The sequence below is a fragment of the Streptomyces sp. NBC_00019 genome (genome assembly GCF_045041015.1).
Classification (GTDB): domain Bacteria; phylum Actinomycetota; class Actinomycetes; order Streptomycetales; family Streptomycetaceae; genus Streptomyces.
In genome coordinates this window covers 2,159,173-2,171,467 of record NZ_CP108302.1, presented here as the reverse complement: position 1 = coordinate 2,171,467, position 12,295 = coordinate 2,159,173, and the positions used below count along the sequence as shown (strand labels likewise).

11 protein-coding genes are annotated in these 12,295 nt (G+C 70.6%); 7 read left to right on the top strand and 4 right to left on the bottom strand.

Features of this window, described 5'->3' with window-relative positions; genetic code table 11:
* Positions 1-2 precede the first annotated feature (2 nt).
* Positions 3-1,241 (bottom strand): glycoside hydrolase family 18 protein, encoded by a 1,239-nt coding sequence (locus OHU89_RS10420; RefSeq protein WP_405641897.1) that lies wholly within the window; start codon positions 1,239-1,241, stop codon positions 3-5.
* A gap of 336 nt (positions 1,242-1,577) precedes the next feature.
* On the opposite strand from OHU89_RS10420, the gene OHU89_RS10415 reads away from it, so the two are divergent.
* The 3 genes from OHU89_RS10415 (at position 1,578) to OHU89_RS10405 (ending at position 5,316) form a co-directional block, all read left to right on the top strand.
* Positions 1,578-2,750 (top strand): acyl-CoA dehydrogenase family protein, encoded by a 1,173-nt coding sequence (locus tag OHU89_RS10415; RefSeq protein ID WP_405641895.1) that lies wholly within the window; start codon positions 1,578-1,580, stop codon positions 2,748-2,750.
* A 341-nt stretch (positions 2,751-3,091) separates the two neighbouring features.
* A complete protein-coding gene (locus OHU89_RS10410) occupies positions 3,092-4,192 on the top strand; it encodes a hypothetical protein (protein WP_405641893.1) in 1,101 nt (366 codons plus the stop codon).
* Between the two features lie 29 nt (positions 4,193-4,221).
* A complete protein-coding gene (locus OHU89_RS10405; RefSeq protein WP_405641891.1) occupies positions 4,222-5,316 on the top strand; it encodes a phosphotransferase family protein in 1,095 nt (364 codons plus the stop codon).
* 29 nt (positions 5,317-5,345) lie between these two features.
* On the opposite strand, the gene OHU89_RS10400 is transcribed toward OHU89_RS10405, so the two are convergent.
* On the bottom strand, positions 5,346-5,780 hold the full coding sequence (locus OHU89_RS10400) for a hypothetical protein (RefSeq protein ID WP_266895147.1): 435 nt from the start codon (positions 5,778-5,780) through the stop codon (positions 5,346-5,348).
* A gap of 268 nt (positions 5,781-6,048) precedes the next feature.
* Between OHU89_RS10400 and OHU89_RS10395 the strand changes: the two genes are divergently transcribed.
* The 4 genes from OHU89_RS10395 (at position 6,049) to fxsA (ending at position 10,199) form a co-directional block, all read left to right on the top strand.
* Positions 6,049-6,489 carry an Lrp/AsnC family transcriptional regulator gene (locus OHU89_RS10395; protein ID WP_030677853.1) on the top strand — a complete coding sequence of 147 codons (441 nt, stop codon included), beginning with the start codon at positions 6,049-6,051 and terminating at the stop codon, positions 6,487-6,489.
* 148 nt (positions 6,490-6,637) lie between these two features.
* Positions 6,638-8,236 carry an amidohydrolase gene (locus OHU89_RS10390; RefSeq protein ID WP_405641889.1) on the top strand — a complete coding sequence of 533 codons (1,599 nt, stop codon included), beginning with the start codon at positions 6,638-6,640 and terminating at the stop codon, positions 8,234-8,236.
* A 535-nt stretch (positions 8,237-8,771) separates the two neighbouring features.
* Entirely contained in the window at positions 8,772-9,566 is a 795-nt protein-coding gene (locus OHU89_RS10385; protein ID WP_266895153.1) for a polyprenol monophosphomannose synthase, read from the top strand.
* 78 nt (positions 9,567-9,644) lie between these two features.
* Entirely contained in the window at positions 9,645-10,199 is a 555-nt protein-coding gene (fxsA, locus tag OHU89_RS10380) for an FxsA family membrane protein (RefSeq protein ID WP_405641887.1), read from the top strand.
* 106 nt (positions 10,200-10,305) lie between these two features.
* On the opposite strand, the gene OHU89_RS10375 is transcribed toward fxsA, so the two are convergent.
* Together OHU89_RS10375 and OHU89_RS10370 are read right to left on the bottom strand one after the other, a co-directional pair.
* Positions 10,306-10,680 carry an RNA polymerase-binding protein RbpA gene (locus OHU89_RS10375; RefSeq protein WP_010046329.1) on the bottom strand — a complete coding sequence of 125 codons (375 nt, stop codon included), beginning with the start codon at positions 10,678-10,680 and terminating at the stop codon, positions 10,306-10,308.
* A 255-nt stretch (positions 10,681-10,935) separates the two neighbouring features.
* On the bottom strand, positions 10,936-12,282 hold the full coding sequence (locus tag OHU89_RS10370; RefSeq protein WP_405641885.1) for an MFS transporter: 1,347 nt from the start codon (positions 12,280-12,282) through the stop codon (positions 10,936-10,938).
* Positions 12,283-12,295 lie beyond the last annotated feature (13 nt).

Here is a 12,295-nt window from a genome sequence, read left to right as displayed (position 1 = left end):
GACTAGTTGATCGCCTTGATCAGCTCACCGCCCGTGGTGTCCCCGCTCAGCTCCCAGAAGAACGTGCCGCCCAGCCCCTGCTGGTTCTTGTACGTCATCTTCGTGGCGATGGTCGACGGGGTGTCGTAACTCCACCAGTTGTTCCCGCACTTGGCGTACGCCGTGCCACCCACCGTGCCGGTCGCCGGGCACTTCGACTTGAGCACCTTGTAGTCCTCGAAGCCCGCCTCGTACGTCCCCGCCGCCGGGCCGGTCGCCGTGCCGCCCGGTGCCGACTGGGTGACGCCGGTCCAGCCCCGCCCGTAGAAGCCGAGGCCGAGCAGCAGCTTCGAGGCCGGGATGCCGAGGCCCTTGAGCTTCGCGATGGTCGCCGACGTGTAGTAGCCCGCCTGGGGGATACCGCTGTACGAGTTGAGCGGCGAGTGCGGGGCCGTCGGCCCGGTCGCCGCCCAGGCGCCGAAGTAGTCGTACGTCATCGGGTTGTACCAGTTGACGTACTGCGCCGCTCCCGCGTAGTCCGCCGCGTCGATCTTGCCGCCCGGGGTGGCGTCGGCAGTGATCGCCGCGGTGACCAGGTTGCCGGAGCCGAACTTGGCCCGCAGCGCCGACATCAGGTTCTTGAAGGCCGCCCGGCCGCTGGTGTCGCAGGTGTTGCCGCAGGCGTTCGGGTACTCCCAGTCGATGTCGATGCCGTCGAAGACATCGGCCCACTTGGAGTTCTCGACCAGGTCGTAGCAGGACTGCGCGAACGCGGCCGGGTTCTTCGCGGCCTCCCCGAAACCGCTCGACCAGGTCCAGCCGCCGAAGGACCAGATGACCTTCAGGCCCGGGTGCTTCTTCTTCAGTTCCCGCAGCTGGTTGAAGTTGCCGCGCAGCGGCTGGTCCCAGGTGTCGGCGACACCGTCCACGGACTCGGCGGCGGTGTAGGTCCGTTCGGTCGCCGCGTAGGAGTCGCCCATCGCGCACTTGCCGCCGGTGACGTTGCCGAAGGCGTAGTTGATGTGCGTGAGCCTCGCCGCGGAGCCGGAGGTCTCGATGTTCTTGACGTAGTACTTGCGGTCGTAGGTGCCCCATTCGGTGAAGTAGCCGACGACCTTGGAGCCGGCCTTCACTGCGGGCTTCGCCGCCGGTTCGGCGGTCGCGGTGCCCGCGCCGACGAGCAGTCCGGCACCGAGGACCGCGCAACACGCGGCGGACATAAGCGCCCGGAACCGGGCGCGGGGACGAGGGGAGTCGTGCATCGAGTGTCTCCTCGTGGGGGGTGAGGGAACGGTCGCCGATTGGCATGGACGCGGTAAAGCGTTGGTTCGGAACAGTAGGAGGACTAGACCAGTCCGTCAATGGTTCGGACCAATTTCGAGGAGCGCTGGATTCCGGGTAGGTTTCCTGAAGTAAGCGGTCGTTAACTGGTGACTCGATGGCTCCGATCGGGCATACTCACAGCGCAGAGCCGCTGGTCAACAGCTTCCGAGACCCGAAAGTGCGACCATCGGCCAAGCCCTCAGCAAGACCCGGCGGAGCCGCCCCCATCCAAAGGCGCACGCCGATGTGCCCTACACAGGGAGGAGAGCGTCCCCATGCCTGACCGCGCCCCGCAGCCGGTGGATCGTCAACTGCCCACGGACGAGGCCCGGGAGCTGATCTCGCTCGTCCGCGACATCGCGCAGCAGGAGATCGCCCCGAAGGCGGCCGAGGAGGAGGACGCCGGACGTTTCCCGCGCGAGGTGTTCACCCTGCTCTCGCGGTCCGGACTGCTCGGACTGCCCTACGACTCCGAGTACGGTGGCGGCGACCAGCCCTACGAGGTCTACCTCCAGGTCCTCGAGGAACTCGCCGCGGCCCGTCTCACCGTCGGCCTCGGTGTCAGCGTGCACACGCTCGCCTCCTACGCACTCGCCGCCTACGGCTCCAAGGAGCAGCAGATCGAGCATCTGCCCGCCATGCTCGGCGGCGGACTCCTCGGCGCGTACTGCCTCTCCGAGGCCTCGTCCGGCTCGGACGCCGCGAGCCTGCGCACCAAGGCCGTGCGGGAGGGTGACGACTGGGTCATCACCGGTACCAAGGCCTGGATCACCCACGGCGGTATCGCCGACTTCTACACCGTCATGGCGCGGACCGGCGAGGAGGGCGCCCGCGGGATCACCGCGTTCCTCGTGCCCGGTGACGCCGAGGGGCTGAGCGGGGCGGTGCCGGAGAAGAAGATGGGCATGAAGGGCTCGCCCACCGCCCAGGTCCACCTCGACGGCGTCCGGGTCTCCGACGACCGGCGCATCGGCGAGGAGGGTCAGGGCTTCGCGATCGCCCTGTCCGCGCTCGACTCCGGGCGGCTCGGCATCGCGGCCTGCGCGATCGGTGTGGCTCAGGCGGCGCTGGACCACGCGGTGGCGTACGCGACCGAGCGACGGCAGTTCGGCAAGCCGATCGCCGACTTCCAGGGGCTGCGCTTCATGCTCGCCGACATGGCGACCCAGATCGAGGCGGGCCGCGCGCTGTACCTGGCGGCGGCGCGGCTGCGGGACGCCGGCCGGCCCTTCGCCAAGCAGGCCGCGATGGCCAAGCTGCACTGCACCGACACCGCGATGAAGGTCGCCATCGACGCCGTCCAGGTCCTCGGCGGATACGGCTACACCGCGGACTTCCCGGTCGAGCGCTACATGCGCGAGGCCAAGGTCCTCCAGATCGTCGAGGGCACCAATCAGATCCAGCGGATGGTCATCGCCCGTCACCTAGCGGGTCCGGAGACGCGCTGAACTGACCCGGCCTGACCTGCGGTGCCGCGAGCCGGACCCACTCCGGGTCGTGGCGCCCGGGCAGGGTCCGGCCCCGGTCGGCCCAGGTGCGCATCAGATCCCGGTAGATGGGCGGGTCCTGCGGCGGCGGAACCGATTCTGCGGGCGGCGGGACGAACACTCGGCGCTGACGCCCGGTCGCCGTATATGTGGGGGTCATACCAGGGCAACGCGGTGACGGCCGGACAGGTCACCCGCCGACGGAATCGACCGTGAGTTCGCGGACGTCGTGCAGCACGGTATCTGGCCACCTACCGCGGTCTGACGTACCGTCAGCCCAGCCGCCTGCAGGGAGGTTTGCCGTGGCCGACGACCGTCCCGTACCGCTCGACGAGTACCCGGTGCACCAGGTGCCGCTCTCCATGAAGCACGTGGCGACGGGGGACCGGAATGCCTACGACCGCTGCATCTTCCATGTCCTCGACCACGAGGGGCGGGCGCTGCTGATCGTGGGGCTCGGGGTGTACCCGAACCTGGGGGTGATCGACGCGTACGCGACGCTGCGGGTGGGGGACACCCTGCACGCGGTGCGGGCCTCGGACGCCCTCGGCGAGGACCGGATGCGGCTCACGGTGGGGCCGCTGAGGATCGAGGTCGAGCAGCCGCTGCACCGTCTGCGCCTCGTCTGTGACGACGACTCGCTGTCGTACGACCTGACCTGGACCGCCGCCTTCCCCGCACTGTGGGAACCCCACCATGTGCAGCGCCGGGGCGGTCGACTCACCCTGGAAGGGCGTCGCTTCGTACAGGCGGGCGACGTGGCGGGCACTGTGCGCGCCGGAGGCGAGGAGTTCCACGTCACCGCCACGGAGTGGACCGGCACCCGCGACCGCAGCTGGGGTGTGCGCCCCGTCCCCGGCGAGGAAGGCGGCCGCCTCGCCGAGGAGCACCCCACCGAGGGCTTCCACTGGCTCTGGTGCCCCGTCCGCTTCGAGGACCGCTTCCTGATGGTGATCGTCCAGGAGGACGCCGACGGCTACCGCGTCCTCAACGACGCCACCCTCGTCCGCCCCGGCCACCCCGACCGCCAACTCGGCTGGCCCCAGCCCGAGATCACCTACCGCCCCGGTACCCGCCACCCCGAACGCGCCCTCGTCCACCTCGGCGACGTGCGCAAACCGCAGGAGCTCGAGGTCGAGATCCTCACCTCCTCCCCGCTGGCGATCGGCGCCGGCTACCCGCCCGCCGACGACTGGCAGCACGGCACCTGGCGCGGCCACGGCTGGACCGACCGGCGCACCTACGACCTCACGCAGCCGCACACCCTGGCCGCGTACGGGGTCACCGACCACGCCGCCCGCTTCCGCCTCGACGGCCGGATCGGCCACGGCATCTTCGAGCACGGCTCGTTCGGACGGCACGACCCGAGCGGGTTCACCGGCTTCGACTCGGTCGCACCGTAAGTCGGGTGCACCACAAGGGGGTTGACCACATGACGACGGCGCCTCGTCCGCGCACCAGCACCCGCGACCCGGAGGACATCGCCCGCCGCCTCACCGCCTGGCTCGGCACCCGCCTGCCCGGCGCCAAGGCCGTCGGCGTCACCGCCCCCGCGTCCAACGGCATGTCCAGCGAGACCCTGCTCTTCGACATCGAGCACCCCGAACCCCCACTGCGCGCCTGCGCGTTGCGGCTCGCGGCGGACCCGGCGGCGTACACGGTCTTCCCGGTGTACGACATGGTCCGCCAATACCGCACGATGCGCGTCGTGGGCGAGCACTCGGACCTGCCCGTGCCGAAGGTGCTGTGGCTGGAGGAGGACCCGGGCCCGCTCGGCGCGCCCTTCTTCGTCATGGAGCGCGTCGAGGGGCGGGTGCCGCCGGACGTCATGCCCTACACGTACGAGGGCAACTGGCTGCACGCGGCGAACGACGCGGAGCGCGAGCACCTGGAGGCGGCCTCGGTGGGCCTGTTGGCCCGGCTTCACGAACAAGTGCCGCTGCGGGACGCCGAGTTCCTCGCCCTCCCCGGCGAGGGTGACGCCCTGCGCCGTCACGTCGCCGCCCAACGCGCCTACTACGAATGGGTCGTTGACGGCGTCGCCCGCTCACCCCTCATCGAGGACGCCTTCGACCGGCTGGAGCACCTCTGGCCCGCCGATCCGGGCACGCCCGTCCTCAACTGGGGTGACGCGCGCATCGGGAACGTCGTCTACGACGGATTCGAACCCGCGGCCGTCCTCGACTGGGAGATGGCGGCACTCGCCCCGCGCGAGGTGGACCTCGGCTGGACGATCTACCTGCACCGCTTCTTCCAGGACCTGACGGTCGGCTTCGGACAGCGCGGCCTGCCGGACTTCTTCCGCCGCGACCGGGTCGAGACACGCTACGCCCGACTGACCGGCCACACACCGCGGGACATGGACTTCCACACGCTGTACGCCGCCCTGCGGCACGCCGTCGTCATGCTGCGTGTCGCCTATCGGCAGGTGTACTTCGGCGAAGCCGTCGTCCCGGCGGACCCGGACACACTGATCCTGCACCACGACAGCCTGCGAGCCATGGTGCAGGGCAGCTACTGGGATTGAGCGACGCGGTCCGCGCTACTGGGATGCGCTCAGGCGGCGTGGCGCCGCATGACGGGGACCCTCATCGGGCGCGAGCCCGGTCCGCCGACGTGCGAGAAGGGCTGGGTCCTCCAGTCGAGCCCCTGAGGGAGTGTCAACAGCAGGGCGGTGTCCTGCTCCTGGGGCTCCAGGTCCTCGTCCGCGGCACGCGCGTCGGAGGCGCGGCGGCCGGTGCCGGCGCAGACCGTGAGCCCGAACGGGTTCCAGGGCGAGATGCACAGCGCGTGCTCCGGCAGGACCTCCTCGTCCGCCAGCAGCGCGATGGGCTGCGCACAGTCCGGGCAGACCACCCGGAACATCTCGAAGGTGTCGTACGCGTCGAGTTCGTCGTCGAGAGCGTCGGGTTCGACGCCCTCCGGCTCGGGCTCGACGACCGCCTGGAGTCGCTTGGGTGCGGTACGACCAGGGCGCTTAAGACTCTGCATTGGGTTCTCCCCCTCGGGCTGGGCCGTGAAGGCGCTGCGGCCTCGACCACAGCAAGCACTTCCCGCCCCGTCTCGGCGGTAATCACGAGAACATCACGGAGAGCGTTCGGGCGCTGTGGCGTTCGTCACATGCCGCTTGCAGATGCCCGGGGCGGCCGCTTTGTCCCTCAGATGGCTCACAGGTCGCTCTCGGCCACATCACGAACCGGGTATGACCTGCGCCGCTCAGGTATCCGAGGAGATCAAGGGCACTGTAGGTTCTTGCGCCATGGAGGAGCTGGACCGTCAGATCGTGCAGCTGCTCGTCAAGGACGGGCGGATGAGCTACACAGACCTCGGCAAGGCCACGGGCCTGTCCACGTCGGCCGTGCACCAGCGGGTGCGCCGGCTGGAGCAGCGTGGCGTCATCCGTGGGTACGCCGCCGTCGTCGACCCCGAGGCCGTCGGGCTGCCCATGACCGCGTTCATCTCGGTGAAACCGTTCGATCCCAGTGCGCCGGACGACATCGCCGAGCGCCTCGCGGGCGTGCCGGAGATCGAGGCCTGTCACAGCGTTGCGGGCGACGAGAACTACATCCTCAAGGTCCGGGTGGCCACGCCGCACGAGCTGGAGGAGTTGCTGGCTCGGCTGCGGTCGCTGGCGGGGGTGTCGACGCGGACGACTGTGGTGCTGTCGACCCCGTACGAGGCTCGCCCTCCGAGGATCTGAGTGGTGTTCCGTCGGCGGGTGCGGGTCGGTTGTGGCTGGTCGCGCCCACGCGGCGGTAGCCGCAAATCGACACGGCCCCGCGCCCCTGAGGGGCGCTGAAGGCGCCCCCTGTCCCAGACCGTCCGGACAACACGCGAGACTGTTCCCCATGAGTGAGTCCAGCCCCGCGCCCAAGACTGTCCTGCTCCGTCGAGGAGAGGTCCACAGCCCCGCCGATCCCTTCGCCACCGCGATGGTCGTCGAGCGTGGCCAAGTCGCCTGGGTCGGTTCGGAAGGGGCCGCCGACGCCTTCTCGGACGGGGTCGACGAGGTCGTCGATCTGGACGGTGCCCTGGTCACGCCCGCGTTCACCGACGCGCATGTGCACACCACCTCCACCGGGCTCGCCCTGACCGGCCTGGACCTGTCCGACGCACCCTCCCTCGAAGCGGCCCTCGCCCTTGTACGGGACTTTGCCGCGGACCGCCCCGGCGACCGGGTCCTGCTCGGTCACGGCTGGGACGCCGCCCGCTGGCCCGGCGGACGGCCGCCCACGCGCGCGGAGCTGGACGAGGCCACCGGAGGCCGCCCGCTCTATCTGTCCCGTATCGACGTCCACTCGGCGGTCGTGACCACGGCCCTGCTCGACATGACGTCCCTGGGGCGCCCCGACGGCCCGCTCACCGCCGACGCCCACCACGCCGTACGCGCCACCGCCCTGGCCGCGATCACCCCGGCCCAGCGCATCGGGGCGCAGCGCACCGCGCTCGCCCGGGCCGCCTCCCTCGGCGTCGGCTCGGTCCACGAGTGTGCCGGCCCCGAGATCTCCTCCGAGGACGACTTCACCGGCCTGCTGCGGCTCGCCGCCGAGGAGGCCGGGCCGCGGGTCGTGGGCTACTGGGCGGAGCAGGATGTCGACAAGGTGCGGGAGCTGGGCGCTCTGGGCGCGGCCGGCGACCTCTTCGTCGACGGCGCCCTCGGCTCCCACACCGCCTGTCTGCACCAGCCGTACACCGACGCCGGGCACACCGGCACCGCCTACCTGGACGCGGCCGCCGTGGCCGCACATGTCGTCGCCTGCACCGAGGCGGGCCTCCAGGCGGGCTTCCACGCGATCGGCGACGCCGCCGTGACCGCCGTGGTCGAGGGCATGCGCGCCGCCGCAGAGAAGGTCGGCCTGGCCCGTGTCCGCGGCGCCCGGCACCGCGTCGAGCACGCCGAGATGCTCACCCCCGAGACCATCGCCGCCTTCGCCGACCTGGGCCTGACCGCCTCCGTGCAGCCCGCCTTCGACGCGCTGTGGGGCGGCGAGGACGGCATGTACGCTCAGCGCCTGGGCGTGGAGCGGGCGCGCGCCCTGAACCCCTTCGCGGCCCTCCTGAAGGCCGGCGTGCCGCTCGCCTTCGGCTCCGACAGCCCCGTCACCCCGCTCGACCCGTGGGGCACGGTCCGCGCCGCCGCCTTCCACCGCACGCCCGAGCACCGCGTCTCCGTGCGCGCCGCGTTCACGGCCCACACGCGGGGCGGCTGGCGGGCGATCGGCCGAGACGACGCGGGTGTCCTGGTGCCGGGTGCGCCCGCCGACTACGCGGTGTGGCGCACGGACGAGCTCGTCGTCCAGGCTCCCGACGACCGGGTCGCCCGCTGGTCGACCGACCCTCGCTCCGGCACCCCCGGCCTGCCCGACCTGTCGCCGGGCGCCGACCTCCCGGTCTGCCTGCGCACCGTGGTGGGCGGCCGGACCGTGTTCGTACGGCCGGGCGAGTGATCTCCCGGGGTGGCGCGGCTCCGATCGGGCGCCGCCGCCCGTCGCGCGACCTGCGTATCCTCCCCACTGACCAGGGCTTTGAGTGAAGATGCGCAGGTCAAACAGCTGTTGACAGCCGACGGCAGGGGGCCGGTAGGTTCGGCCCAGTCCACCACCGGACGCCCGACCGGGGAACGTCCGTCAACTCGTCGCCGCGCCGCTGGGTCAGGGACGGTGTGCCGCACCGGGCACCGCCACTGGCAGCCAGGCTCAGCGCCCGCGCTGCCGCGAGGGAACGTTCCGGCCGGTCGGGGAGGTGTGACCCGGGTGGGGCCCGGGCGCTCAGTAGACAACGGCTTTCGGTCGATCCGCAGCCAGCGGGTCCCAGGTCGGCCCGAAGGGCGCCGGGCCCCCATCCGCAGTACGCACAGCTGCCGAGAAGCGCATTCTTACCCCGCTTTTGTTAAAACGACACCACCATACGAACGTCCTGTCACGTCGGCCCAGGCGGCGACCACTATGGTGGACGCCTGCGTACGAACCTGAAGGGGCAGCAGTGAACGACGGCGACGGGACCCTCGCGGCACAGGGCCACGGGAGGCAGTTCGGCCCGCTCGGCACCGCCTTGGTGATCATTCCGACCTACAACGAGGCGGAGAACATCAAGGCGATCGTCGGCCGGGTGCGCAAGGCCGTCCCCGAGGCGCACGTCCTCGTCGCCGACGACAACAGCCCCGACGGCACCGGCAAGCTCGCCGACGAGCTGGCGGCCACCGACGATCATGTCCAGATCCTGCACCGCAAGGGCAAGGAGGGCCTCGGCGCCGCCTACCTCGCGGGCTTCGCCTGGGGCCTGGAGCACGGTTACGGCGTCCTGGTCGAGATGGACGCCGACGGCTCCCACCAGCCCGAGGAACTGCCCCGCCTGCTGACCGCCCTCAAGGGCGCCGACCTGGTCCTCGGCTCCCGCTGGGTGCCAGGCGGCCGGGTCGTGAACTGGCCCAAGTCCCGCGAGTTCATCTCCCGCGGCGGCAGCCTCTACTCGCGCGTCCTGCTCGACGTTCCGATCCGGGATGTCACCGGCGGCTACCGCGCCTTCCGCCGCGAGACCCTCGAAGGCCTCGGCCTCGGTGAGGTCGCCTCGCAGGGCTACTGCTTCCAGGTCGACCTGGCCCGCCGAGCGATCAGGGCCGGCTACCACGTCGTCGAGGTCCCCATCACCTTCGTCGAGCGCGAGCACGGCGACTCCAAGATGAGCCGCGACATCCTCGTGGAGGCCCTGTGGCGGGTCACCACGTGGGGCGTGGGGGAGCGGGTCGGCAAGGTGCTGGGCCGCGACAAGAAGGCCTGACGGCAGCCGTACGGCCGCACAGGCCCCGCTGATCGTCCCCTTATCCCGCGCTGAGCCGTGCCCAGGCACACTGGACACATGACGACTGGCGCTCCGACCCCGACGTACCCCGCCCGGCCCCCGCGCTCCCGGCTGCGCACCTTCCTGCCGCTGGGGATCGCCGCGTGGCTGGTGCTGGAGATCTGGCTGCTGACCGTGGTGGCAGGCGCCACGAGCGGGTTCCTGGTGTTCCTGCTGCTGCTCGGCGGCCTCGTGCTCGGCGCGGTGGTCATCAAGCGGGCCGGCCGACGGGCCTTCCAGAACCTCAACGAGGCCCTGCAGCGTGGCACGGCCCCCTCCGGCGGCGGTGGCAACGGTCTGCTGATGCTGGGCGGGCTGCTTCTCATGCTCCCCGGTCTGGTCTCGGACGCGGTGGGCCTGGTTCTGCTGATCCCGCCGGTCCAGAAGGTCATCGCCCGCCGTGCGGAGCGCACCTTCGAGCGCAAGCTCCGCGAGGCCGGCCCGGGCACCCTGGGCGACGCCTTCCAGCAGGCCCGTATGCAACGCCCCGACGGCAAGGTCGTCCAGGGCGAGGTCATCCGGGACGAGCCCCGGGACGCGCCCCAGGAGCCGCGTCCTCCGCTGATGGGCTGAGCCCCGCTCGGCTCGCGCCGAACGCACGAGACCGCGGGCGCCGTACAGGAAGTACGGCGCCCGCGGTCTCGATATTGCGTTGTGTTCCGCCCAAACCGCGGCGGGACTACGCGGACTTGCGGCTGTCCCTGGGGTGAATCGCGATGTTCATCGCCCCTGAGCGCAGAACGGCCAGGCGCTCCTCGAGGACCTCTTCGAGTTCCTCGCGGGTGCGCCGCTCCATCAGCATGTCCCAATGCGTACGCGCGGGCTTGGCCTTCTTTTCTTCAGGGCCGTCGCCGTCCACGAGGAGTGCTTGGGCCCCGCAGACCTTGCACTCCCACTCCGGCGGGATCTCCGCCTCGACCGAGAAGGGCATCTCAAAGCGATGTCCCTTCTCGCATGCGTACTCCACGGCCTGGCGCGGGGCCAGGTCGATGCCGCGGTCCGTCTCGTAGCTGGTCACCACGAGGCGCGTGCCGCGAAGAGCTCGCTCACTCATGAATCGTGCCTCCCGGGCTTGTCGCCCACAGGACAGGTGTCGCTGTCGTCGTCATCCGGTCAACGTCCGGTCGGCAGTAAAGATTCCCGTTCCGGGTCATGCGTCGCCGTCGTAGCCGCCCCTTGTTGTACCCACCTGCGCCCGGTTTGTCACATCTGCTAGCAGGTGTCACCCAGCGTTTCGCCATCTTTGACGCGCAGTAACGGTACGCCTGGCAGGCCAAACGCGTACACTACCGCCCTTTCGCGCTGAACGCTAAATCTTCTCAGGAACGGGATTGCCCGCGTCGCTGATCGCCTGGCGCACCGGAACCCGTGCGAGCAGGCAGAACCCCAGAATGAAGAAGATCACCAGCGAGATGATCGCGTCCCGATAACTTCCGGTCAGCTGGTAGGTGAGCCCGAACAGAAGCGGGCCCAGCCAGCTCATGCCGCGGTCGCTCATCTCGTACGCCGAGAAGTACTCGGCCTCCTTGCCCGGCGGGACGAGGTGGGAGAACAGGGAGCGGGACAGGGCCTGGCTGCCACCGAGGACCAGACCGATTCCGGCAGCCAGTACGAAGAACCACACCGGTGCCCCGGCGGGCAGGAAGTAGCCCGCCGCCAGGGTCAGCGTCCAGGCCACCAGTGAACCGAGGATCGTGCGTTTCGCACCGTACACGCGGGCCAGCCGGCCCATGCCCAGTGCGCCCGCCACCGCCAGCACCTGGACGAGCAGGACGGCACCGATGAGCGTCGACTGGCCGAGGCCGAGTTCCTCGGAGCCGTAGACGGACGCCTGGGAGATCACGGTCTGGATGCCGTCGTTGTAGACGAGGTACGCCAGGAGGAAGGAGAGCGTCAGCGGATGGCGGCGCATGTCGCGGACGGTGGCCGCCAGTTGGCGGAAGCCGGGCGCGGTCGCCTCCTGCTGCGGCATCCGGCGGTCGTGCAGCCTTCGGAGCGGTACGAGGGTGAAGGCACCCCACCACAGCCCCGCCGACGCCAGGCAGATCCGTACGGCCATGCCCTCGGAGAGCCCGAAGGAGTCGTGGGTGGTGTAGAGGACCAGGTTCACCACCAGCACCAGCGAGCCCGCCGCGTAGCCGAAGGCCCAGCCCCGGGAGGAGACCGCGTCGCGTTCCTCGGGCGGGGCGATCTGCGGGAGGTAGGAGTTGTAGAGCATCGCCCCGACGGCCGACGCGGCGTTCGCGACGATGAGCAGGACGCCGCCCAGCAGATAGCGGTCGCCGCCGAGGAAGAACATGGCCGCCGTCGCCGTGGCCCCGGTGTAGGCGGCAGCCGCCAACAGAGGTTTCTTGCGGCCCGTGCGGTCGGCTGCCACGCCGACCAGGGGCATCACCAGCACGGCCACGATCACGGACAGGGACACCGAGTACGCGAAGAAGGCACCGGCCCGCACCGGAATGCCCAGGGGGTGGACGTATCCGTCCGCGTCGGCGGCCTTCTCCGCCACCGAGGTCAGATACGGGCCGAGGAACACGGTGAGCACGCTCGTCGAGTAGACGGAGCACGCCCAGTCGTAGAAGTACCAGCCGCGCTGTTCGCGCCGTCGCTCGGCGGCCTCGTCGGCGTCCGTTGTCCGTATGGCGTCGGTGCCCAACCCGGCCCCCTTG